Source organism: Clostridium sp., from assembly GCF_051656525.1.
Taxonomy (GTDB): domain Bacteria; phylum Bacillota; class Clostridia; order Clostridiales; family Clostridiaceae; genus Clostridium.
In genome coordinates this window covers 1-23,482 of record NZ_JBOGCC010000134.1, presented here as the reverse complement: position 1 = coordinate 23,482, position 23,482 = coordinate 1, and the positions used below count along the sequence as shown (strand labels likewise).

The 23,482-nt window shown below is 29.1% G+C and carries 23 protein-coding genes and 1 riboswitch; of the genes, 22 read left to right on the top strand and 1 reads right to left on the bottom strand.

The window, feature by feature from the left end:
- The first annotated feature begins 78 nt into the window (after nucleotides 1–78).
- The 22 genes from ACRDDY_RS06820 to ACRDDY_RS06715 all read left to right on the top strand — a co-directional run bounded on the left by ACRDDY_RS06820 (nucleotide 79) and on the right by ACRDDY_RS06715 (nucleotide 23,148).
- The gene (locus ACRDDY_RS06820) at nucleotides 79–1,413 is read left to right on the top strand and encodes a DUF512 domain-containing protein (protein ID WP_438564213.1); all 1,335 of its coding nucleotides are present in this window, start codon (nucleotides 79–81) and stop codon (nucleotides 1,411–1,413) included.
- 3 nt (nucleotides 1,414–1,416) lie between these two features.
- Nucleotides 1,417–2,733: a ribosome biogenesis GTPase Der gene (gene der / locus ACRDDY_RS06815; RefSeq protein ID WP_438564212.1), complete on the top strand. Its 1,317-nt coding sequence runs from the start codon at nucleotides 1,417–1,419 to the stop codon at nucleotides 2,731–2,733.
- A 2-nt stretch (nucleotides 2,734–2,735) separates the two neighbouring features.
- Nucleotides 2,736–3,728 (top strand): NAD(P)H-dependent glycerol-3-phosphate dehydrogenase, encoded by a 993-nt coding sequence (locus ACRDDY_RS06810; protein WP_438564211.1) that lies wholly within the window; start codon nucleotides 2,736–2,738, stop codon nucleotides 3,726–3,728.
- A 214-nt stretch (nucleotides 3,729–3,942) separates the two neighbouring features.
- Nucleotides 3,943–5,421, top strand: a complete 1,479-nt coding sequence (gene spoIVA / locus ACRDDY_RS06805) for a stage IV sporulation protein A (RefSeq protein WP_438564210.1) — start codon at nucleotides 3,943–3,945, stop codon at nucleotides 5,419–5,421.
- 139 nt (nucleotides 5,422–5,560) lie between these two features.
- Entirely contained in the window at nucleotides 5,561–5,956 is a 396-nt protein-coding gene (locus ACRDDY_RS06800) for a PBECR2 nuclease fold domain-containing protein (RefSeq protein WP_438564209.1), read from the top strand.
- A 105-nt stretch (nucleotides 5,957–6,061) separates the two neighbouring features.
- Nucleotides 6,062–7,057 (top strand): asparaginase, encoded by a 996-nt coding sequence (locus tag ACRDDY_RS06795; protein ID WP_438564208.1) that lies wholly within the window; start codon nucleotides 6,062–6,064, stop codon nucleotides 7,055–7,057.
- A 90-nt stretch (nucleotides 7,058–7,147) separates the two neighbouring features.
- Nucleotides 7,148–7,246: riboswitch (purine riboswitch) on the top strand.
- 64 nt (nucleotides 7,247–7,310) lie between these two features.
- Nucleotides 7,311–8,675 (top strand): NCS2 family permease, encoded by a 1,365-nt coding sequence (locus ACRDDY_RS06790; protein WP_438564207.1) that lies wholly within the window; start codon nucleotides 7,311–7,313, stop codon nucleotides 8,673–8,675.
- A gap of 146 nt (nucleotides 8,676–8,821) precedes the next feature.
- The gene (locus tag ACRDDY_RS06785; protein WP_438564206.1) at nucleotides 8,822–9,703 is read left to right on the top strand and encodes a YicC/YloC family endoribonuclease; all 882 of its coding nucleotides are present in this window, start codon (nucleotides 8,822–8,824) and stop codon (nucleotides 9,701–9,703) included.
- A gap of 13 nt (nucleotides 9,704–9,716) precedes the next feature.
- On the top strand, nucleotides 9,717–9,986 hold the full coding sequence (gene remA / locus ACRDDY_RS06780) for an extracellular matrix/biofilm regulator RemA (protein WP_002597467.1): 270 nt from the start codon (nucleotides 9,717–9,719) through the stop codon (nucleotides 9,984–9,986).
- A complete protein-coding gene (gene gmk / locus ACRDDY_RS06775) occupies nucleotides 9,986–10,615 on the top strand; it encodes a guanylate kinase (protein ID WP_438564205.1) in 630 nt (209 codons plus the stop codon). Before remA ends, gmk begins: the two co-directional genes overlap by 1 nt.
- Entirely contained in the window at nucleotides 10,596–10,808 is a 213-nt protein-coding gene (rpoZ, locus tag ACRDDY_RS06770; RefSeq protein ID WP_438564204.1) for a DNA-directed RNA polymerase subunit omega, read from the top strand. Before gmk ends, rpoZ begins: the two co-directional genes overlap by 20 nt.
- A gap of 3 nt (nucleotides 10,809–10,811) precedes the next feature.
- Entirely contained in the window at nucleotides 10,812–11,996 is a 1,185-nt protein-coding gene (gene coaBC, locus ACRDDY_RS06765; protein WP_438564203.1) for a bifunctional phosphopantothenoylcysteine decarboxylase/phosphopantothenate--cysteine ligase CoaBC, read from the top strand.
- A 59-nt stretch (nucleotides 11,997–12,055) separates the two neighbouring features.
- Nucleotides 12,056–14,245, top strand: a complete 2,190-nt coding sequence (priA, locus tag ACRDDY_RS06760; protein WP_438564202.1) for a primosomal protein N' — start codon at nucleotides 12,056–12,058, stop codon at nucleotides 14,243–14,245.
- 11 nt (nucleotides 14,246–14,256) lie between these two features.
- Complete coding sequence (gene def / locus ACRDDY_RS06755) at nucleotides 14,257–14,700, top strand: peptide deformylase (protein ID WP_438564201.1); 444 nt, start codon at nucleotides 14,257–14,259, stop codon at nucleotides 14,698–14,700.
- Nucleotides 14,701–14,719: 19 nt separating this feature from the next.
- Nucleotides 14,720–15,649: a methionyl-tRNA formyltransferase gene (gene fmt, locus ACRDDY_RS06750; protein ID WP_438564200.1), complete on the top strand. Its 930-nt coding sequence runs from the start codon at nucleotides 14,720–14,722 to the stop codon at nucleotides 15,647–15,649.
- A 20-nt stretch (nucleotides 15,650–15,669) separates the two neighbouring features.
- Nucleotides 15,670–16,989: a 16S rRNA (cytosine(967)-C(5))-methyltransferase RsmB gene (rsmB, locus tag ACRDDY_RS06745; RefSeq protein ID WP_438564199.1), complete on the top strand. Its 1,320-nt coding sequence runs from the start codon at nucleotides 15,670–15,672 to the stop codon at nucleotides 16,987–16,989.
- Nucleotides 16,990–17,001: 12 nt separating this feature from the next.
- A complete protein-coding gene (gene rlmN, locus ACRDDY_RS06740; RefSeq protein ID WP_438564198.1) occupies nucleotides 17,002–18,033 on the top strand; it encodes a 23S rRNA (adenine(2503)-C(2))-methyltransferase RlmN in 1,032 nt (343 codons plus the stop codon).
- Between the two features lie 12 nt (nucleotides 18,034–18,045).
- Nucleotides 18,046–18,756 (top strand): Stp1/IreP family PP2C-type Ser/Thr phosphatase, encoded by a 711-nt coding sequence (locus ACRDDY_RS06735; RefSeq protein WP_438564197.1) that lies wholly within the window; start codon nucleotides 18,046–18,048, stop codon nucleotides 18,754–18,756.
- Nucleotide 18,757: 1 nt separating this feature from the next.
- Nucleotides 18,758–20,884 carry a Stk1 family PASTA domain-containing Ser/Thr kinase gene (gene pknB, locus ACRDDY_RS06730; RefSeq protein ID WP_438564196.1) on the top strand — a complete coding sequence of 709 codons (2,127 nt, stop codon included), beginning with the start codon at nucleotides 18,758–18,760 and terminating at the stop codon, nucleotides 20,882–20,884.
- A 109-nt stretch (nucleotides 20,885–20,993) separates the two neighbouring features.
- A complete protein-coding gene (rsgA, locus tag ACRDDY_RS06725) occupies nucleotides 20,994–21,860 on the top strand; it encodes a ribosome small subunit-dependent GTPase A (RefSeq protein WP_438564195.1) in 867 nt (288 codons plus the stop codon).
- Nucleotides 21,860–22,510, top strand: a complete 651-nt coding sequence (gene rpe / locus ACRDDY_RS06720; RefSeq protein ID WP_438564194.1) for a ribulose-phosphate 3-epimerase — start codon at nucleotides 21,860–21,862, stop codon at nucleotides 22,508–22,510. Before rsgA ends, rpe begins: the two co-directional genes overlap by 1 nt.
- On the top strand, nucleotides 22,510–23,148 hold the full coding sequence (locus ACRDDY_RS06715; protein ID WP_438564193.1) for a thiamine diphosphokinase: 639 nt from the start codon (nucleotides 22,510–22,512) through the stop codon (nucleotides 23,146–23,148). The genes rpe and ACRDDY_RS06715 overlap by 1 nt, the downstream gene beginning before the upstream one ends.
- A gap of 220 nt (nucleotides 23,149–23,368) precedes the next feature.
- Here ACRDDY_RS06715 and ACRDDY_RS06710 read toward each other — a convergent pair.
- Nucleotides 23,369–23,482 (bottom strand): large ribosomal subunit protein bL28 (locus tag ACRDDY_RS06710; protein ID WP_438564232.1); only part of this gene is annotated, 114 nt, incomplete at its 5' end.

Sequence of the window (23,482 nt, the reverse complement as noted above, 5' to 3'; positions counted from 1 at the left end):
CGTAATTTATTGACTATATATATATATTAATGTAATATAACTAAGAAACACTAGTTTTATTAAAGGGAGTGAAATAATATGAAAAATATGATTAAAGAAGTCCTTCCTGAAAGTATTGCAGAAGAAGTTGGAATTGAAGTAGGAGATTTTCTACTATCTATAAATGATAAAGATATTGATGATATTATTGACTATAGATTTCTATCAGTAGATGATGAATTAACATTACAAATAGAAAAAGCTGATGGAGAGGTTTGGGATATTGAAATAGAAAAAGAACCAGGTGAAGAACTTGGGCTTGAATTTGGTGGAGGGATAATGGATAAAGCAAAAAGTTGTACTAATAAGTGCATTTTTTGTTTTATAGATCAGAACCCAAAAGGAATGAGAGAAACAATCTATTTTAAAGATGATGATTCAAGACTGTCTTTTCTTCAAGGAAATTTTGTTACATTAACAAATATGAAAGATGAAGATATTGATAGAATAATAAAATATCATATAAGCCCAATAAATATATCAGTACATACAACTAATCCAGAACTTAGACGAGAAATGCTAAATAATAGGTTTGCAGGTGCAGTTTATGAAAGAATGGAGAGGCTTGCTAAAGAAGGCATACATATGCATGCTCAAATAGTGTGTATACCAGATATAAATAATGGAGAAGAATTAAAAAGAACTATAAGGGATCTTTATAATCTTTATCCATATGTAAATAATGTTGCAGTTGTACCAATAGGGATGACTAAATTTAGAGAAAATCTTAAAAAACTTAGAAGATTTACAAAAGAAGAATCAATAGATACTATAAACTTTATAAAACAAATGCAAGATGATTTTTATAAAGAAGTTGGAGAACCTTTTGTAAGACTTTCAGACGAGTTTTATGTTGTAGCAGGAATTGATGTTCCAGATGCAAACTTTTATGATGGATATTCACAAATTGAAGATGGAGTAGGATCTATCAGATATTTTAGAAATAGAATAATGGAAGACCTTAAAGATTTAGATTTAACTAAAGGTGGAGATTATACAAGTGTCACAGGTGCTCTAGCATATGAAGAAGTTAAGTCTGTTATGAATAAAATAACAGAAAAAAATTCTAAAATAAAAATAGATGTTAGGGAAATAATAAATAATTTTTATGGCGATACAATAACAGTATCAGGTCTTATAACAGGAAGAGATATAATAGAACAACTTAAGGGGAAAATTCAGACTAAATATTTAATAATGCCAGATAATATGTTTAGAAGAGGATATGAACCAGGAAGCTCAGAAGTACCTGTTATGTTAGACGATACAGTTATAGCTGATATAGAAAAGGCATTAGATGTAGAAGTGATAGTATGCGATTATAGTGGTGATGATTTAATATCACTATTAAATAAACACAACGAGGAGGAATAAAGAATGGGTAAGCAAATAGTTGCTATAGTAGGAAGACCTAATGTTGGAAAATCTACTTTATTTAATAGATTAGCTGGAAAGAGAATCTCAATAGTTGAAGATACTCCAGGAGTTACTAGGGATAGAGTATATGCACAAGCAGAGTGGTTAAATTATAATTTTACAATGATAGATACAGGTGGTATAGAGCCAGAAAGAGATGATATTATAGTAAAGCAGATGAGAAGACAAGCAAATATAGCTATTGAAACTGCAGATGTTATAGTATTTATAGTTGATGGAAAAGAAGGTATAACAGCAGCTGATGAAGAAGTTGCTACAATGCTTAGAAAAAGTAAAAAACCAGTAGTATTAGTTGTAAATAAGGTAGATTCATTAAAAGAAGAAGAAAATGCGTGGGAATTCTATAACTTAGGAATTGGAGATCCAATTACAATATCAGCATCTCAAGGGCTTGGACTTGGTGATATGCTTGATAGAATAGTAGAAGGATTTGATAAAAATGCTGATGAAGAAGATGATGATGAATATATAAGAATTGCTATGATTGGTAAGCCGAATGTAGGAAAATCATCTCTTATAAATAGATTATTAGGTGAGGAAAGAGTAATAGTATCAAACGTTCCAGGAACTACAAGAGATGCTATTGATAGCTACCTAGAAACACCTGAAGGTAAATTTATTTTAATAGATACAGCTGGAATTAGAAGAAAAAGTAAAGTTAAAGAAGAAATAGAAAGATATAGTGTTATTAGAACTTATACTGCTATTGAAAGAGCAGATGTATGTATCTTAATGATAGATGCAGAAGAAGGAATAACAGAGCAAGATGAGAAGATAATAGGGTATGCTCATGAAATGAGAAAAGCTATTATGGTAATAGTAAATAAGTGGGATCTTATAGAGAAAGATGATAAAACTTTAGATAAGTATAAAAAAGATTTACAAGGTAAGCTTAAATTTTTAGGATATGCACAATATTTATTTATATCAGCATTAACAGGACAAAGAAGTCATAAAGTTTTAGAAGTAGCTAGAAAATGTTATGATAATTATTCAAAAAGAATATCAACTGGTATTTTAAATGATGTTGTTAGTAGAGCAGTTCTTATGAATGAACCTCCAATTGTAGGAATAAGAAGAATGAAAATTTATTATGCTACTCAGGTTGCTACAAAGCCGCCTAAGTTTATATTCTTTGTAAATGATCCAAGTGCAACGCATTTCTCATATCAAAGATATTTAGAAAACCAATTAAGAGAAAGTTTTGACTTTGAAGGAACAGGTATTCAAATAGAATATAGGGAAAGGAAGTTATAAAAATGAAAAAGATTGGATTTATAGGTGGAGGTAGTTTTGGAACTGCCTTAGGAATACAATTAGCAAACAAAGGAGAAAGTGTCGTAATATACGATAGAAATTTAGATGTTTGCACTGATATAAATGTGAATAGAAGAAATGATAAATTTATAAAAGGTCTTTCTATTCCTAAAAATGTTAAAGCAACAACAGATATAGATGAAGCTATTAATGGTATGGATTATCTTGTAATTGCAGTGCCGTCTCATGTTATACGAACTATAGCAAAAGAGATAAAAGCTAAAATTAATGAGAAAACAATTGTGATATCAATAGCAAAAGGAATTGAAGCAGAAACAAACAAAAGATTATCAGAAGTATTAGAAGAAGAACTAGAAAATCCAATAGTAATACTTTCAGGACCAAGTCATGCAGAAGAAGTTGCAATAGGTCTTCCAACAACATTAGTTTCAACATCTACCAAGATGGAATATGCAGAAAAAGTTCAAGAGTTATTTATGACTAATTCTTTAAGAATATATACTAATGATGATATTGTTGGTGTAGAAGTTGGAGGAGCAATTAAAAATATAATTGCACTTGCAGCAGGAATTGGTGATGGTGTAGGTTATGGAGATAATTCAAAAGCAGCACTTATGACTAGAGGGATGAAAGAAATTTCAAGAGTTGGAATAGCACTTGGAGGAAAAGCAGAAACATTTTATGGATTAACAGGAATGGGAGATTTGATAGTTACATGTACATCTCTTCATTCAAGAAATAGAAGAGCAGGAATTCTTATAGGTAAAGGGAAAACTTTAGATGAAGCTTTAGAAGAGGTTGGAATGGTAGTTGAAGGCGTAAAAGCCTGTAAGGCGTTTCATGAACTTAATAGCAAAATAAATGTAAGTATGCCTATAACGGAGGGATTGTATAGTGTTCTGTTTAATGGTAAAAATCCAGATGATGTTGTTTCAGAATTAATGGGAAGAGAAAAGAAAAACGAAGTTCATTAAAATTTTATAGTAAAGCTATGTAAATTAATTTTTACATAGCTTTATTTTTTTTATATTAATAGAGAAAAAGAGGTATCTATTTCTAAAACAAACATATTAATAGAGTATGAAAAATATTATTTTAAAAAGATTCATTTAAATATAAAAAAGAGTATATAAATGAAAAGTTTAGAATATATATATATTATCAAAAATACTTAGGAGGTAAGGACTCTTGGATAGCTTTACAATTTATAAAGACATAGCTGAAAGAACCCAAGGAGACATATATGTAGGAGTTGTTGGACCAGTTAGAACAGGGAAATCGACTTTTATAAAGAAATTTATGGATCTTATGGTAATACCAAAGATAGACAACTCTTTTAAAAAGGAAAGGGCAAAGGATGAACTTCCACAAAGTGGTTCAGGGAAAATGATTCATACAACAGAACCTAAATTTGTTCCAAATGAGGCAGTAGAAATTGAAATTGATGAGGATGTTAAATTCAAAGTAAGAATGGTAGACTGCGTAGGATATATAGTTAAAGAGGCGTTAGGATATTTAGATGGAGAAGATGCTAAAATGGTAAATACTCCATGGTACGATTATGAGATTCCGTTTGAAGATGCAGCAGAAATAGGGACAAGAAAAGTTATAACAGATCATTCAACAATTGGATTAGTAATTACAACAGATGGAAGTATAACAGGACTTGAGAGAGAAGATTATATAGAAGCAGAAGAAAGAGTTATAGCAGAACTTCAAGCTATAAATAAACCATTTGTAGTTATATTAAATAGTTCTAGAGCAAGCTCACCAGAAACATTAGATATAAAAAATGAAATGGAGAAAAAATATAATGTATCTGTAAAACCAATGGATATATCTAATATGGATGAAGCTGATATAGAAGAATTATTTAGCCAAGTACTTAAAGAGTTCCCAGTAAAAGAAGTTAATATAAATATTCCAGAATGGCTAGAAAATTTAGAACCAGATCACTGGTTAAAAATAAATTTCTTTAACATAATAAAGGGAATGAGCAAAAACATATCAAAAGTAAGAGATATTAAATTATCATTAGATTTTATGCAAGGAGAAGATAATTTAGGAGAGACATCGATAAAAAAAATAGATCTAGGAGTAGGAACTGCAAATGTAGTAATGAAACCTAAGGAGGGTATTTTTTATAAAGTACTAAGTGAAATGTGTGAGTTAGAAGTAGATTCAGAAACAAATCTTTTAAGTATAGTAAAAGAATTGAATACAGCAAAAAAAGAATATGATAAAGTAAAGGATGCATTGAAAGATGTAAATGAAAGTGGATATGGTTTAGTAGCACCACAATTAAAAGAGATGAAGTTTGAAGAGCCAGAAATAGTAAAACATGGTGGGCAATATGGAGTTAAATTAAAAGCAAGTGCACCATCATTACATTTTATTAAGGCCAATATTCAAACTGAAATAAGTCCAATTATGGGAACAGAGAAAGAGTCAGAAGAGCTTGTAAAATCACTTTTAGAGCAATTTGAAAATGATCCTGCAACTTTATGGCAAAGTAATATGCTTGGAAAGTCTTTAGAAGTTTTAGTAAAAGAAGGACTTCAAAAGAAATTATATAAAATGCCAGAAGATGTACAAAATAAAATTCAAAAAACACTTCAAAAAATCATTAATGAAGGTAATGGTGGATTGATTTGTATAATTTTATAAGAGATTAGAGATTAGTAAAAAGGAAGCTATAAAAGTAGTTTCCTTTTTTCATATAATATAATCAAAAATAAAATTAATTAATATATTAAAAGTAGGAGATATTATTTTATACAAAAAAATCTAAGGCTTGGTGAAGTTTATGGAAAAAAAGTATAATGCATATAAAAAAGTTGGAAAGATAGATAAAAAACTATTAAAAGATTTAGGGATAAGTTTTAATAATGAGGTTTACATTGATAAGAGTGTTTTAAAGCATATAAGAAAAAAGCATAAAAAACAATTAACGAAAAATGTAAAAAATAATATAAACACTACAATTGAAAAAATTATTAAAAATCCAGATTATGTAGGTATAAATAAAAATAAAGATAGTATCTCCTTGAAATTTATAAAGAGAATTGAAGTTCAAATGGTTGTAGTATTAAATTTTGATTATGAGGAGGAATATATATATATTGCAACAATGTACCCATTAATAAAGAAAAGGTTTAACTCTAAAGTTGAAAATGGAGACATTTTAAAGATTAGTGGATAAAAGATTTGAAAAAATATATAATAAACAAAGAAGTTTGATTTTAAGATAAGAAAAGCTTTTTAAATTATCTTAGAAAAAACAAAGGAGAAAGAGGAGGAATAAATAATGAAAAAAGTAGCAGTTGTATTTAATGGTGGGACTATTTCAATGAAGGTAGATGAAAGAATAAAAGCGGCAGTACCAAGTCTTAGTGGAGAAGAGATAATGGCTATGGTAACAGGAATTGAAGGACATGCTGAAGTGGAGAATTATAGTTTTTCTAGTCTACCTTCTCCACACATTACTCCAGACATTATGTTAGAGCTTGCAAAGTATACACAAAAATTAGTAGATAGAGATGATATAGATGGTGTAGTAATCACTCATGGAACAGACACTTTAGAAGAAACAGCATATTTTTTAGATATTACAGTGAAAACAAAGAAACCAATTGTAGTAACTGGTGCTATGAGAAGTAGTTCGGAACTTGGATATGATGGACCATTTAATTTAGCTACATCTATATGTACAGCTATTTCAGATGAAGCAAAATCAAGAGGTGTGATAGTTTGTTTTAATGGAGAATTAAATGATGCAAGAGAAGTAACGAAAGCTAACTCAATGGCATTGAATGCATTTAGGACTCCAAATTTTGGACCTGTTGGAATAGTAGATAATAATAAAGTTATTTTTTATAGAAAAGGAAAAAAAGGAATGAAGCTATGTCCAGAAAAGCTAGAGAAGGATGTAGCTTTAGTTAAATGTGTTTCTGGAATGGATTCAAGCTATTTAAATTACATAGTTGAAAATGGAATTGGTGGTATAGTAATTGAAGCAATGGGAAGAGGAAATATTCCACCTAAGATGGTTGAAGGTGTGAAAAATGCATTAGATAAAAATATTCCGGTAGTCATTGTTTCAAGATGTTTTGAAGGTAGAGTGTATGAATCTTATGGATATGAAGGTGGAGGAAAGCAACTTAGAGATATGGGGGTAATATTTGGAGACAATATGCCAGGACAAAAGGCTAGAATAAAGTTGCTTATAGCAATAAATTCAGATGTTAAATCCGAAGATATTATGGATATATTTGAACGTGGATTATATGAACATAATTCATAGACGAATAAATATGCAAAGTGAAAGCAATAAAGTTCGAAATTGAAGAAATAATAAATTTAAATAAGTTGACATCATTCGCTTAATTTGTTAATATTATATTAACAAATAACTCATATAAGGTAATAATAGGGGTTACCGTTTCTACTAGATACCTTTAAATATCTAACTATGAGCAACAAGAATGAACTTCTAAGGTTGTTACGATTAGTTTTTTAATTGTAGCAACCTTTTTTATTTTAAGGGGGAAAAGAGAATGAATGAGAAAAAATCATTTTTTGAAATTCTAGATAATAAAAATGTAGATTTCAAAAAAGAAATTATTGCAGGGGTGACAACATTTTTAACTATGGCGTATATTATTGCTGTAAATCCTAATATTCTTGGTGATACAGGAATGGATAAAGGAGCACTTGTTACAGCAACTTGTTTAGCAGCTGGATTTGCAACTATTTTAATGGGAGCTTTTGCAAATTTACCTTTTGCATTAGCATCAGGAATGGGATTAAATGCATTTTTTGCATATACAGTTGTATTAAAAGATCAAATTCCATGGCAAGTAGCACTTACAGCAGTATTTATTGAAGGAATTATATTTATATTAATGTCTGCATTTAAAATGAGAGAAGCAGTTGTAAAAGCTATTCCTATGAATATGAAATTTGCAGTTACAGCAGGAATTGGATTATTCATTGCATTTATTGGTTTTACAGGTGGTGGATTAGTAGTTCAAAATGATGCAACTCTTGTATCTATTGGAGATTTTATGAAACCTACAGTTTTAGTTGCATTACTTGGAATTATAATTATAGCAATTTTAGATAAAAAAGGAGTAAAAGGTGCGATACTTATAGGAATAGTAGCATCTACTCTTGCTGCATGGGGATATGCTTTATATGATCCAGCATATGCAGCTTCACTTGGAATATATCTTCCGGATGGAATAATAAGGTTTGAAAGTATTAAGCCTATAGCAGGTCAGTTAAGATTAGATTATTTATTAAATCCTGAAGCAATAGGACCTATAATAACTATTGTATTTACATTCTTATTTGTAGATTTCTTTGATACAATAGGAACGCTAGTTGGAGTTTCTTCAAGAGCAGGTATGCTTGATGAAGAAGGGAATGTTCCAAATGCAGGGAAGGCATTAATGGTTGATGCTATAGGAACAACGGCAGGTGCTTGTATGGGAGTTTCAACAGTAACTACCTTTGTAGAGAGTTCAACAGGAGTTGCAGCTGGAGGAAGAACAGGGTGGACTGCAATTACGACAGGAGTTTTATTTTTAATTGCAATGTTCTTCTCGCCAATTTTTATAGCTATACCTGCATGTGCAACAGCACCAGCTTTAATTTATGTTGGATTTTTAATGCTTGGAGCAGTTAAAAATATTGATTTTGAAGAGATAAGAGAAGGATTTCCAGCATTTTTAACAATAGCATGTATGCCACTTATGTATAGTATAGGGGATGGTTTAACAGTTGGAGTTTTATCATATGTATTTATAAATATTATTTATAATACTTTGTTTGCAAAAGAAGAAAATGAAAAAAATAAAGTGTCAGGAGTAATGATAGTACTAGCTATAATTTTTATAGTTAAGTTATTTTTATTATAAATGAGAGGGGGTTTGTCTTTTAGGAGACAAACTTTTTTGTTAAAAATAAACTTTAAATATTAATATTTTACGAACAAAGCATTGACTTTATAGATATGCACAAAGTAATATATGATTATACTTTAAAAAAGAAGGAGGGGAGATGTGTGGCTAGAAGTATGACTAGCTTTGGAAGAGCTAGAAGCAAAGAAGATAGTCAGAGAATTTTTTCTATAGAGATGAAAAGTGTAAATCATAGGTATTTAGATACAAATATTAGAATGCCAAAATTTATGTTGCCATTAGAAGAAAAAATAAGAGTATTAATTAGTAGCCGTTTAAATAGAGGAAAGGTTGATGTTTTTATTAACTTCAAAAGTTATTCTAAATCAAGTAATGAAGTTATGGTTGATTTAGAACTTGCAAAGAGTTATTATAAAGCGTTAAATGAAATATCAGAATTACTAGAAATTGAAAATGATATTACAGTTTCGAAAGTTTCTAAATTTCCGGAAGTTTTAAGTATAGTAGAAAAAAATGAGAATCTAGAAGAAACATATTTAGAAATAAAAGATTTAGTAAATGAATCTTTAGATTTAATGATAGATATGAGAGAAAAAGAAGGTAATAAACTAAGAGAAGATATACTTTCTAAATTAGAGTATATTGAAGAAGGTTCATTTAAACTAGAATCTATAGGTGATAGAGTTCCAAAGGTTTATAAAGAAAAACTTGAGGAGAGAATAAAAGAGCTTATAAATGTAGAAGAAGTTGATAAAACAAGATTAGCTATGGAGATTGCTATACTAGCAGATAAGGCAACAGTAGATGAAGAAATTATAAGACTTAGAAGTCATATAATGCAAATGAGAAATACATTAGTACTTAATGAATCTATTGGTAGAAAATTAGATTTTATTGTTCAAGAAATGAATAGGGAAGCAAATACTATTGCTTCAAAGTCAAGTGATATAGAAATGACTAATATGGTCATTGACATAAAAAATATAATTGAAAAAATTAGAGAACAAGTTCAAAATATTGAATAATAGGAGGAGAAAAATGGGTATAAAATTAATAAATATCGGATTTGGAAATATAGTTTCTGCAAATAGATTAGTAGCTATTGTAAGTCCTGAATCAGCACCTATAAAAAGAATAATCCAAGAAGCAAGAGATAGAGGTATGCTTATAGATGCAACTTATGGAAGAAGAACAAGAGCTGTTATAATAACAGATAGTGATCATGTTATTTTATCAGCGGTTCAACCAGAAACAGTAGCACATAGACTTTCAAGTAAAGATGATCATGATGATGAGGTAGACGAATAATGAAAAAAGGCGTTTTATTAGTTATATCTGGTCCATCTGGAGCAGGGAAAGGAACTATATGTAAAGCGTTATTAGAAAAGCATAATGATTTACATATTTCAGTTTCTGCAACTACTAGAAGTCCAAGAGAAGGTGAAGTAGATGGTGTAAACTATCATTTCCTAACAAAAGAGACTTTTAAAGAGAAAATTGAAAAAAATGAATTTCTAGAATATGCAGAAGTGTACGGGAATTTCTATGGAACTCCTAAAACTGATGTTCAAAAATTATTAAATAGTGGGAAAAATGTAATTTTAGAAATAGATATACAAGGTGCCTTGAAAGTAAAAGAAAATAGTGAGGATGGTATATTTATTTTTATACTTCCACCATCAATGGAAATTTTAAAGCAAAGAATCATTAATAGAGGAAGTGAAACACCAGAATCATTAATGACTAGATTTAAAGCTGCATATAAGGAAATTAATTATATTTCAAAATATAATTATGCAGTTGTAAATGATGAAGTTGATTTAGCAGTAAGTAAAATTGAAGCTATAATAACAACTGAAAAATGTAGAGTAGATAGAATAAAAGATAAAATATTAGATTCCAAGGAGGGTTTTATACATGAGCAATTCTATGATTAATCCATCAGTAGATGATTTATTAAAAAAGGTGGAGGAAAGATACACATTAGTAACTTTAACTTCAAAGAGAGCCAGACAAATAATAGCAGGAAGCAAACCATTAATTGATGTAAAATCAAACAAACCACTAACGATAGCAATAAATGAAGTTAATGAAGGTGCATTTGAATTTGAAGTTCCAGAGGAGAAGTAAATCATGTTTAAGGGAAAATGTGTTGTAATTGGGGTTACAGGAGGAATTGCAGTTTATAAAGCATTAGATGTAGTAAGTGCTTTAAGAAAAAAAGATATAAAAACTAAAGTTATTATGACTGAATCTGCAACTAAATTTGTAACACCTTTAACATTTCAATCAATAAGTCAAAACATGGTTATAACTGATATGTTTGCAGAGCCAAAAGCTTGGGAGATTCAACATATAAGTTTAGCACAAGAAGCGGATATTATGCTTATAGCACCAGCTACAGCAAATGTAATTGGGAAAATAGCAAATGGTATAGCAGATGATATGTTAACAACTACAATTATGGCAACAAAAGCAAAAGTTATATTTGTTCCAGCAATGAATACAAATATGTATGAAAATCCAATTGTTAGAGAGAATATAGAGAAGTTAAGAAGGCTTGGATATGAATTTATTGAGCCAGATTCAGGAAGACTTGCATGTGGAGATATAGGAAAAGGAAAGTTGCCTAAACCAGAAGTTATAGTTGATAGAGTGCTTAAAGAATTATATCCTAAGAAGGATTTAATAGGAAAAAATGTTTTAATTACAGCAGGTCCTACAAAAGCAAATATTGATCCAGTGAGATTTATAACAAATAATTCTACTGGTAAAATGGGATATGCAATAGCATTAGAAGCAAGAGATAGAGGTGCAAATGTTACTTTAATATCAGGTACTAAAAATCTTGAGTGTCCAAGGGATATTAATTTAATAAATATAGAAACTAATAGTGAGATGCGTGAGAAAGTTTTAGAAAACTTTGAAAATGCAGATATAGTTATAAAGTCAGCAGCAGTTGCAGATTTTAAAGCTAAAGACTATAGCAATGAAAAGATTAAGAAAAATGGAAATGATTTAAGTTTAGAGTTAACAAGTGATAGAGATATATTACTTGAACTTGGAAGTTTAAAGAAAAATCAAATATTAGTAGGTTTTGCAGCAGAGAGTAATTCTTTAATAGAAAATGCTAAGAGAAAGCTAGAAAAGAAAAACTTAGATTTTATAATAGCAAATGATATAAAGTCTAAAGAAATAGGTTTTGGGTCTGATAATAATAAAGTGTTTATTATTAAAAGGGATGGAAGTATAGATGAATTAGAAACTATGTCAAAACGTGAAGTTGCAAGAAATATATTTGATAGGATACTTAAGTAAGTTAAAAGAAAGCGCTTTCTAGCGCTTTCTTATTATATTAGAAGGGTGGTTTATTTTAAATGGAGCTTTATGCAGAGATAATAATAAATAGTGAAGCAATAGAAATAGATAGACCATTTACATACAAAGTAAAAGATGAAATGAAAGATAAAATAGAAGTGGGACATAGAGTTCGTGTTTCTTTTGGAAGTATGAAAGGTTTTCTTCAAGGATATGTAATAGGATTAAAAACAGAATTTGAAGGAAAATATAGGCTTAAAAGTATTAATAAAATATTAGATGAAGAGCCCATACTTACAAGGGAAAATTTGAAAATGATGAATTTTCTAAGAGAGAGAACTTTGTGTAAGTACATAGATGCAATAAGAGTTTTAGTTCCAACAGGGATAACAAGAGGAATAAAAGAAAAAACAAAAAATATTATAAAAATAAATAAAGAACTTACATTAGAACTTTCAGAAAAAGAAAACTATAAGGAATTATTTGAATTTATAAAAGAAAATGATAATTTGACTAAATCAGAAATAAATAAAAAAGGATATTCTATATATCTTGTTAATACGTTAATAAAAAAAGAAATTTTAAAAGTAGAAGAAGAGATCATATATAGATATAATACTAGAGATTATGGGCATGATGAGGAGAAAGTACTTACAGTAGAACAAGAGGAAGCTTTAAAAAAAATAAGAGAAACTACTAGAAAAGGAGTTTTACTTCATGGAGTAACAGGTTCTGGAAAAACAGAGATTTATATGAATCTAGTAAAAGAAACTTTAGAAAGTGGGAAGTCAGCAATAGTTTTAGTACCTGAAATAGCATTAACACCTCAAATGATAGAAAGATTTAAGAAGAGATTTAAAGAGGTAGTTGGAGTTTATCATAGTAAACTTTCAGAAGGAGAAAGATTTGATGAATGGAATAGAGCTAAAGATGGGAGTACTAGGCTTATAGTAGGAGCAAGAAGCGCAATTTTTATGCCAGTTAAAAATTTAGGGCTTATTATAGTTGATGAAGAACATGAGAGTACATACAAATCAGAAACTAATCCTAAATATGATACTAAAGAAGTATGTGAATACTTAGGGCAAGTTCAAGGTGTTAAATATATACTTGGAAGTGCTACACCATCTATTGAAAGTTATGCAGATAGTTTAGTAAAAAAACTAGAACTAGTAGAACTTAAAAGTAGAATTTTTAAAAGAGAAATGCCTCAAATTGATATAGTTGATATGAGGGAAGAATTAAAGGTGAAAAATCTTTCTATGTTTAGTAGAAAATTATATAAAGAAATTAAATTAGCATTAGAAAATAAAAAGCAAATTATATTATTTTTAAATAGAAAAGGATTTTCAACATTTATATCTTGTAGAAGTTGTGGATACGTATTTAAGTGTGATAAGTGTGATATATCGATGGTTTATCATAAAGAGGGGTATTTAACCTGTAATTATTGTGGTAAACGAGAAAATGAAGTTAAAATGTGTCCTAAATGTCACAGTAAATATGTTAAGTTTTTTGGTGCTGGAACAGAGAAGGTTGAAGAAGAAGCTAAAAAATATTTTAAAGAGGCAAGAATAGTAAGAATGGATAAAGACACAACTAGAGGAAAAAATTCTTATGAAGAAATATATAATACATTTAAAAATGGAAATGCTGATATTTTAATAGGGACACAAATGATTACTAAAGGGCATGATTTTAAAAATGTTCATTTAGTAGGGATTCTAGCTGCTGATATGTCTGTAAATATACCTGACTATAGATCGGGAGAAAGAACTTTTGATTTAATAACACAAGTTGCAGGAAGAGCAGGTAGAGATAAAGAAAAGGGAATGGTTGTGGTTCAAACTTATGATCCAGAAAATAATTATATTAAATATGCAAAAGATGGAAATTATAAAGGGATGTTTAAAGAAGAAATTGGAATTAGAAAATTGATGAATTACCCACCTTTTGGTAAAATAATATATATAAAAGGTATTTCTAAAGATGAAGAAAAGCTAAAAAGTTTTATGAAATTCCTATATAATGAAATAGAAAAAGAAAATTTAGATGATATTCAAATATTAGGACCTACAAAATGTATACTTGGGAAAATACGAGAATATTATCGATATAGCATAATAATAAAAGGAAAAATAGATTATGAAAAAATTCTTTACTTAAAAGATAAACTTTATAAATTAAATAAGAGTGTTTATAATGATATAAGAGTAAGTATAGATATTAATCCAAATAGTCTATTATAGGAGGAAGAAAAATGGCAATAAGAAATATAAGAAAAAATGGTGATGATGTTTTAAGAAAGAAGAGTAAGTTTGTAGATAAAGTTGATAACAGAACATTACTTTTAATTGAAGATATGATAGATACAATGTATGAAGCTGATGGAGTAGGTCTTGCAGCGCCACAAGTAGGAATATTAAAAAGAATTTTCGTAGTAGATATTTGTGATGATTTTGGACCAAGAATTTTTATAAATCCAGAAATACTAGAAGTTAAGGGAAGCCAAATAGGTGAAGAGGGGTGTTTAAGCACACCAGGAGAATTTGGGGATGTAGATAGACCAAATTATGTTAAAATTAAAGCTTTAAATGAAAATAATGAAGAATTTGTATTAGAAGCAACAGAATTTTTAGCAAGAGCAATTTGTCATGAATATGACCACTTAGAAGGAACTTTATTCCTAGATAAAGTTCTATAAATTTTAGGAGGAAAATAATTTGAAGATAGTTTTTATGGGAACTCCAGATTTTGCAGTTCCATCTTTAGAAAGATTAATAGAAGAATATGGAGTAATGGCAGTATTTACTCAACCAGATAAGAAAAAAGGAAGAGGAAAGAAGTTAGGTTTTTCAGAAGTTAAAGAAGTAGCAATAAAACATAATATTAAAGTTTTTCAACCAGTAAAGCTGAAGGATGATAGAGAAATGATAGAAGAACTTAAAGCTATGGAACCAGATTTTATTATAGTGGTAGCTTTTGGTCAATTATTAACAAAAGAAGTTTTAGATATACCTAAATATGGATGTATAAATCTTCATGGGTCAATATTACCGATGTATAGAGGGGCTGCACCTATAAATTGGGCCATAATGAATGGAGAAAAAGTATCAGGAAATACAACTATGCTTATGGATGTAGGATTAGATACAGGGGATATGCTTGTAAAGGATGAAGTTGAAATTCCAGAAAATATGACAGCGGGTGAACTTTATAATATTTTAAAAGAGAGAGGAGCAAATACATTAGTTCAAACAATTGATGGATTAGTAAATAAAACTATAGTTCCAGAGAAACAATCAGGAGAAACTTTCTATGCAAAAATGTTAAATAAAGATACTGGAATAATTGACTTTTCACAAAGTGCAAAAGAAATTCATAATAAGGTTAGAGGATTAAATCCATGGCCAATAGCTCATACAAAATATAAAGATATGAGTATGAAAGTTTATGAAACGGAAGTTTTTTCTAATGAAGGAGAAAATGAAGATTTTGGAAAAATAGAGAAAGTATCAAAAGATGGTATTTTAGTTAAAGCCAGGATAGGTAAAATTTTAATTAAAAAAATTCAATTCCCAAATGGTAAACCATTAACAATAGAGCAGTATATTAATGGACATAGTATAGAGGTTTCAGAGATTTTAGGATAAAATGAAAGAAGAGGTATTTTATGAATAGCAGAAGCATAGCTATAAAAGTATTAAATAGAGTTTTAATAGATGGAGCATATTCTAACATAGCTTTATCTAAAGAATTAAATGAAAGTGATTTAAATAGTAAAGATAAGGCATTAACAACTGAAATTGTATATGGAACTTTAAGACGAAAGAGAACTTTAGATATTGTAATAGGATCGTTTGTAAGAGATTTAAGTATTATGGATAAAAGAATACTTAATATACTAAGGGCTGCTATATATCAATTGAAATTTTTAGATAAAATTCCAAGCTATGCAGCTTGTAATGAGGCTGTAGAAGAAGCGAAAAAAGTGTCTCTTAAAAGTTCTAAATTGGTAAATGGTATATTAAGAAACTATTTAAAAAAAGAAGGCAAAATAAGTATAAAGTTTCCAAACAAAATTGAAAAGATTGCTTTTGAGTATTCCTTTGAGCCATGGCTTGTAAAATTATTTATAGAGCAGTATGGTGAAGAAGGTGCTAAAGAAATAATGAGAGGCTTAAATAAAACTCCGGGAATAACTATAAGAGTAAATAAACTTAAAAATAGTTTTGGAGAAGCTTATAATGAATTAGAAGAACTAGGCTACAATATAGAAAAGGGAGATTTAGCTAAAGATGCTATCCTTATTAAAAATGGAAGCTCAGTTGAAAGCAATAAATTATTTATTGAAGGAAAATGTACAGTGCAAGATCAAAGTGCAATGATTGCAAGCTATGTATTAAATCCTCAACAGGGAGATACTGTATTAGATATATGTAGTGCACCAGGAGGAAAAACAACTCATATAGGTGAAATGTTAGAAAATACAGGCAAAATAATGGCTTTTGATATTCATGAAAATAAATTGAACTTAATAAAAGAAAACTGTGAAAGACTTGGAATAGAAAATGTAGAAGTTAGTCAAATGGATGCAACAGTTTTAAATAAGGAACTTATAAATGTAGCAGATAGGGTTCTTATAGATGTTCCTTGTACTGGTTTCGGAATAATAAGTAGAAAACCAGAAATAAAATGGAACAAAAGAGAAAATACAATGGGACTAATAACTAAAATCCAAAGAACAATAATGAAAAATTCATGGGAATATTTAAAATCAGGTGGAATAATGGTATATTCAACATGTACAATAAATAAAAAAGAAAATGAAGAGAATGTAAAATGGTTTTTAGAAAAGTTTAAAGATGCAGAATTAGAGCCATTAAATGTTGGAAAAATGAAAAATATAGAATATACTAAAGATGGAATGGTAACAATATTACCAAATAAAAACATGGATGGGTTTTTCATAGCAAAGATAAAGAAAATATAAAGAGGAAAAAATATGAAGAATTTATTAGATTATAATATGAAGGAGCTTAAGGAGTTCCTAACTGAAAATGGAGAAAGTGGATTTAGAGCAAAACAAGTTTTTTCTTGGATATATAATGGGGTATTTTCATTTGAAGAGATGAAAAATATACCAAAATCTTTAAAAGAAAAATTAAAAGAAGAATTTGTTATTTACATACCTGAGGTTGTAGAAGTTTTTAATTCAGGTTTAGATGGAACAAAAAAAATGCTTTTAAAATTAGAAGATGGAAATTTAATTGAATCTGTAATAATGAAATATAAGCATGGTAATACCATTTGTGTATCAACACAAGTTGGTTGTAGAATGGGATGTAAGTTTTGTGCATCTACAATTGATGGAAGAGTTAGAAATTTAACATCAGGTGAAATATTAGGGCAAGTCTTAAGAGCTACTGAAGTAGGAAGAGAGAGAATATCTAATATAGTTTTAATGGGAAGTGGTGAACCATTAGACAATTATGAAAATGTAATTAAGTTTTTAAAAGAAGTCAATAGTGAATATGGTCTTAATATAGGGCAAAGACATATAACATTATCGACTTGTGGCTTAGTACCAAAAATAAGAGAACTTTCAAAAGAAGGATTAAATGTAACTCTTGCAATATCATTACATGCAACAACTGATGAAAAAAGAAGAGAAATAATGCCAATTGCAAATAAATATTCAATTAAAGAAATTCTAGAAGAGTGTAGAAATTATATATTAGAAACTAATAGAAGAGTAACATTTGAATATTCATTAGTAAAAGATGTTAATGATGGAAAAGAGGATGCAAAAGCTTTAGGAAAGCTTTTAAAGGGGATTTTATGTCATGTGAATTTAATTCCAGTAAATGAAATAAAGGAGAATACATTCAAAAGATCTTCTGAAAAAACTATAAGTGAATTCTCAAAAATATTAAAAGAGGCAGGAATAGAGGCAACAGTTAGAAGAGAAATGGGAAGTGATATAAATGCGGCCTGTGGTCAACTTAGAAGGAGCTATATGGAAAATAAAGCTTAAGGAGTAAATAGTATGATAGAGTATAAAAGTGATGTGGGATGTACCAGAAGTTTAAACGAAGACTACTGTGGATTATATGAAGTTGAGAATTATGGTGTCTATGTAATAGCAGATGGCATGGGGGGCCATAATGCTGGGGAGATTGCAAGTAAAATGGCAGTAGAAAAAATTATTGAATTCATTAGAGATACAATAGATATACATTTAGAAGAAAGTTTAAAAATAGCAATTGAAAAAGCTAATGAAGAAATTTATAATTATGCTAGGAGAGCAGATGAATTGCAAGGAATGGGAACTACTATAACAGCTTTATTGAGACTTGGAAAAAAAATAGTGATTGCAAATGTAGGAGATAGTTCATGTTTTGGAATTATTGAAGATAAAATGATAAAATTAACAAAGGATCATTCTTTAGTACAACAATTAGTTGATATGGGGAGCATTTCTTATGAACAGGCAAAAAAACATCCAAATAGAAATATAATAACAAGAGCATTGGGAACCGATTTAGATCTAGAAGTAGATACATTTATGTTTGATGAAGGTGAATATGAAAAATATTTACTTTGTACAGATGGACTTACAAATGAGGTAAGTGATGAAGAGATAAACAAAATACTCATAGAAGAAAAAGAAAATCCTTGTGAAAAACTAGTGGAAAAAGCAAAAGAACATGGAGGCAAGGATAATATAACTGTGATGTTGTTTGGAGGAGATATATAATATGAATGGGGAAGTACTAGGCAATAGGTATGAGCTTTTAGAAAAAATTGGCGAAGGCGGAATGGCTATTGTATATAAAGCTAGATGCAATAAATTAAATAGATTCGTTGCAGTGAAAATTCTGAAAAAGGAATATGCGGATAATAAAGAGATTGTTGATAAGTTTAAAGATGAAGCAATGGCTGTTGCTAAATTATCCGATATGAATATAGTAAATGTATTAGATGTAGGTTCAGATGATAATGAAAATTATATTGTTATGGAATATGTAAATGGTAAAACATTAAAAGAGCTTGTAGATCAATTTGGAAGGTTAAGTTATGACACAGCAGTTACAATCTCACTTCAGATAGCTAAAGCGTTAGATTGTGCACATAAAAATGGAATAGTTCATAGGGATATTAAACCACAAAATATTTTAGTGACTAGTGAAGGTGTGGCAAAAGTTACTGATTTTGGAATAGCTAAATCAGTGGATTCAGCAACACTTACAAATACAAGTACAATTTTAGGATCAGCACATTACTTTTCACCAGAACAAGCAAAAGGTGCAGTTGTTGATTATAGAAGTGATATTTATTCATTAGGTATAGTGATGTATGAGATGATAACAGGAAAGGTACCATTTGATGCAGATTCACCAGTTACAATTGCATTAAAACATATTCAAGAAGCTCCAATGAATCCAAAAGAGCTTAATAGAAGTATGCCAGAAGCTTATGCAAATATAATACTTAAATGTATAGAAAAAGATGTAAATAAAAGATATTCAACTGCAAAAGAAGTTATAGAAGACTTGAAAAAGATAAAAAATAATCCAAATGCTAGATTAGACGGAGATGTTATTCCTTCTAAAGTAGGTAGTGAAACTATTATAATGGCACCAGTAAAAGATGAAGATATCAAAGAACTAGAAGATAAAGAAGATGATGATGCTTATTATGATGAAAATGATGATGAGTTAGAAGATTATTATGATGAAGATGATGAAAGCGAAGAGGATGAGGGAGAGGATGAGGACGATCTTGATTATAAAGAAGATAATAAAGAAAAGAAAAGTAAAAGGAATTTACTTATAGGGATAGCAATAGCTGTTATAGTAATTGTTATTGGAGCAGGATCAACATTTATGTTCTTAAACTCAAAACCAAAGGAAACTGTAACAAATGTTCAAATTCCTAATATAATTGGCATGACTCAATCAGATTCAGCTAATGCGCTTCAGAAAGAGGGATTAGTTCCACAATTTAAAGAAGAAACGAATTCGGCAAAAGCAGGAACAGTATTAAGTTGTAATCCGTCAGTTGGGGCAGAAGTTAAAAAAGGTAGTACAGTAGAGGTTTCTATAAGTAAAGGACCAGAAGAAATAACTATACCTAATTTAAGAGGAATGTCTAAAGATGAAGCAACACAACAACTTAAAAGTTTAGGATTTAATAATATACTATATAATCAAGAAAATAGTAATAGTGTAAGTGCGGGAAATGTTATAGATGTAACACCACAGATTGGTGGAAAAGCAATTAAAACAACTCCAATTACTTTAACAATAAGCATTGGACCTAAAATTGTAAACCAAATAGTTCCAAATATTATTGGAATGAGTCAAAGTCAAGCACAAGAAGCTCTTTCAAATGTAAATTTACAATATAATGTTGTAACTCAAAATACAAATGATCAAAGCCAAGATGGAAAAGTACTTTCTGCAAATCCAGGAGCAGGAGCAAGTGTTAAAGAAGGGACAACTGTAACACTTACAGTTGGAAAATATACACCACCAGCTACTGTTACAATTCCAAATGTAGTAGGAAGTTCTCAATCGGGGGCAACATCGGCATTAGAAAACTTAGGCTTATCAGTTAATGTTCAAGAAGCATCAAGTGATAATGTGGCTAAAGGTAATGTAATAAGTGTTAATCCAGGTGTTGGAGCAAATGTTAATAAAGGAACTGGAGTAACAATAGTTGTTAGTACAGGACCACAAGAAGAAGTAGCACCACCACCAACTGAACCAACAAATCCAGACAGTGGAACTGATGAGAATAATAAGGGTGATAAACCTTCAAAACCAGCAGCAACACAAAATAATACTAAATTACAATCAAACAGTAGTAAAAAAAATAACTAGAAATTTAAAAGACAATTGAGTAAATTCAATTGTCTTTTATTTTTAAAAAACTAGAAAAAAAATGATAAAAGAGGTATATTAGAAGAGAATAAGATATTTTGGAGGTAGCATGAAAGGTAAAATATTAAAAGGAATAGGCGGCTTCTATTACATAAAAACAGAAGATGAGATAATTGAATGCAAAGCAAGAGGTAACTTTAGGTATAAAGGATTAAAGCCTATGGTTGGTGATGAAGTTGAAATCGTTATTGAAAATGGAAAAGGAAGAATAGAAAAAATTTATGATAGAACATCTGAACTTATAAGACCCACTGTTTCTAATGTAAATTTAGCATTTGTAGTTTTTGCAGTTAAAAATCCAGATTTAAACTTTGATTTACTAAATAGATTTCTAGTTTTATGTGAAAGTAATAATATAAAAGCAATTGTATGCTTGAACAAGGTTGATTTAGTAAGTGAAGAAGAAAAAAATGAATTAAAGGAAAAAATAAATGAAATTGGATATGAAGTTTTATTTATAAGAGCAAAAGAGGGAATTGGTTTAGAAAAATTAAAAGAAGAAATAAAGGGAAATGTTACTGTTTTATGTGGACCATCAGGAGCAGGAAAATCTACCCTTATAAATAAACTTACTGATAGGGAACATATGGAAACAGGAGAAGTAAGTGAAAAGCTTGGGCGTGGAAAACATACAACAAGACATAGCGAGCTTATAGAAGTAGAAGATGGATATATTGTAGATACACCAGGTTTTTCTACATTAGACATAACATTTATAGATAAGGAAAACTTAAAAGAGTATTTTCCAGACTTTTATGAATATAATAATTCTTGCAAATATAGAGGATGTATTCATTATAAAGAACCAGATTGTGCAGTAAAGGAAGCTGTAGAAGAGGGAAAAATAAATAAATTTAGATATGAGTTTTATATAAGAACTTTAGAAGAAATTTTAAGTGGAAGGAAGTATAAATAATGATTAGTATAGCACCATCAATTTTATCAGCAGATTTTGCAAGGTTAGGAGAAGAAATTAAATTATTAGACAAATCTAATGCAGAATATATTCATATAGATGTTATGGACGGAAGTTTTGTGCCTAATATTACATTTGGAGCACCAGTTGTAAAGGCTATAAGAAAATATACAGATAAAATATTCGATGTACATTTAATGATAGAGAATCCAGGGAATTTTGTGGATGATTTTATTGAGGCTGGAGCAGATATAATAACAGTGCATTATGAGTCAGATAGACACATTGACAGAACTATAGGATATATAAAATCAAAAGGAGTAAAAGCAGGAGTTGTTTTAAATCCAGGTACACCAGTTGGAGTATTAAAAAATTTAGTTAAGAATTTAGATATGGTTTTAATAATGAGTGTTAATCCAGGATTTGGAGGACAAAGTTTTATAGACTACTCTATTGATAAAGTAAAAGAACTTAAAGAACTTAAAGAAAAGTACAATAAAGAACTTTTAATAGAGATAGATGGTGGAATAAAAGAAGAGAATATAAGAGAAGTATATGAAGCAGGAGTAAATATAGCAGTAGCAGGATCGGCTGTATATAATGGCGATATTTTAGAAAATATAGATAAATTAAGAGAGAAGACAAAGTAATGAGAATTCTTATTGTAACTGGTGGAAGTAAACCAAGTTATGAATTAATAAAAAAATACATGGACATTTCTGATTTTATTATTGGAGTAGATAGTGGCATAAATACATTATATCATTATAGAATAATACCAAATCTAATTGTAGGTGATTTTGATTCAGGTAAGAAGACTATTTTAGAGCATTTTAGAGCAAAAGGAATTGAAGTAAGAGGGTATAGCACTGAGAAAGATTATACAGATACTCACCTAGGATATAATATAGGGAGAGAGATGGGGGCTTCAGAAATATATTTGTTAGGAGCTATTGGAAGTAGAATGGATCATACCTTTGGGAATATAGGACTTTTTTTAAATAGTATAGAGGACAATATAAAACTTATTATAGAAAATGAAAATAATAGAATTTACTTAGGGCATGATAATGAAGTTATAAGGAGAGAAGATGGAAAATATCTTTCTTTTCATGCATTATCTAATGTGGTAAAAGATTTTTCTATAAAAAATGCAAAGTATGAATTAGAAAGTTATGATTTAAAGCTTTTTGAACCTAGGGCTATAAGTAATGAATTTTTAGCGGGTGAAGATGTAACTATAAACTTTAAAGAGGGAAATATATTAATATTAATTACAAATGACTAAATAAAAGTGGAAATAATTTATTTTTATTGCATATACATATATAGAAATAAATTATTTTATACTTTTAGGAGGGTTATTTATGAAAATAGTAGCAATAAAATTACCTAAGTTTTTATCAAAAATAGTAAGATTCTTTAGAAAAAGCAAATAAATACATAAGAATTTATGTGAAATAAAAAAAATGCTTTAGCAAATTATGCAAAGCATTTTTTTATTTGAACTATATTGCTCTTTCAACCTTACCAGATCTTAAACATCTAGTACAAACGTGAACTCTTTTTGGTGTTCCGTTAACTAAAGCTTTAACTTTCTTTAAGTTAGGAGCCCAAGTTCT

Bases quoted from the DNA above. Each gene is read 5' to 3' on its own strand.
- gmk (WP_438564205.1), top strand. From the start codon at position 9,986: ATGAAAAAAGGCGTTTTATTAGTTATATCTGGTCCATCTGGAGCAGGG.
- pknB (WP_438564196.1), top strand. From the start codon at position 18,758: ATGAATGGGGAAGTACTAGGCAATAGGTATGAGCTTTTAGAAAAAATT.
- rpe (WP_438564194.1), top strand. From the start codon at position 21,860: ATGATTAGTATAGCACCATCAATTTTATCAGCAGATTTTGCAAGGTTA.
- der (WP_438564212.1), top strand. From the start codon at position 1,417: ATGGGTAAGCAAATAGTTGCTATAGTAGGAAGACCTAATGTTGGAAAA.
- ACRDDY_RS06820 (WP_438564213.1), top strand. From the start codon at position 79: ATGAAAAATATGATTAAAGAAGTCCTTCCTGAAAGTATTGCAGAAGAA.
- coaBC (WP_438564203.1), top strand. From the start codon at position 10,812: ATGTTTAAGGGAAAATGTGTTGTAATTGGGGTTACAGGAGGAATTGCA.
- rlmN (WP_438564198.1), top strand. From the start codon at position 17,002: ATGAAGAATTTATTAGATTATAATATGAAGGAGCTTAAGGAGTTCCTA.
- rsgA (WP_438564195.1), top strand. From the start codon at position 20,994: ATGAAAGGTAAAATATTAAAAGGAATAGGCGGCTTCTATTACATAAAA.
- rpoZ (WP_438564204.1), top strand. From the start codon at position 10,596: ATGAGCAATTCTATGATTAATCCATCAGTAGATGATTTATTAAAAAAG.
- priA (WP_438564202.1), top strand. From the start codon at position 12,056: ATGGAGCTTTATGCAGAGATAATAATAAATAGTGAAGCAATAGAAATA.
- ACRDDY_RS06795 (WP_438564208.1), top strand. From the start codon at position 6,062: ATGAAAAAAGTAGCAGTTGTATTTAATGGTGGGACTATTTCAATGAAG.
- ACRDDY_RS06790 (WP_438564207.1), top strand. From the start codon at position 7,311: ATGAATGAGAAAAAATCATTTTTTGAAATTCTAGATAATAAAAATGTA.
- remA (WP_002597467.1), top strand. From the start codon at position 9,717: ATGGGTATAAAATTAATAAATATCGGATTTGGAAATATAGTTTCTGCA.
- ACRDDY_RS06715 (WP_438564193.1), top strand. From the start codon at position 22,510: ATGAGAATTCTTATTGTAACTGGTGGAAGTAAACCAAGTTATGAATTA.
- ACRDDY_RS06735 (WP_438564197.1), top strand. From the start codon at position 18,046: ATGATAGAGTATAAAAGTGATGTGGGATGTACCAGAAGTTTAAACGAA.
- ACRDDY_RS06800 (WP_438564209.1), top strand. From the start codon at position 5,561: ATGGAAAAAAAGTATAATGCATATAAAAAAGTTGGAAAGATAGATAAA.
- rsmB (WP_438564199.1), top strand. From the start codon at position 15,670: ATGAATAGCAGAAGCATAGCTATAAAAGTATTAAATAGAGTTTTAATA.
- def (WP_438564201.1), top strand. From the start codon at position 14,257: ATGGCAATAAGAAATATAAGAAAAAATGGTGATGATGTTTTAAGAAAG.
- ACRDDY_RS06810 (WP_438564211.1), top strand. From the start codon at position 2,736: ATGAAAAAGATTGGATTTATAGGTGGAGGTAGTTTTGGAACTGCCTTA.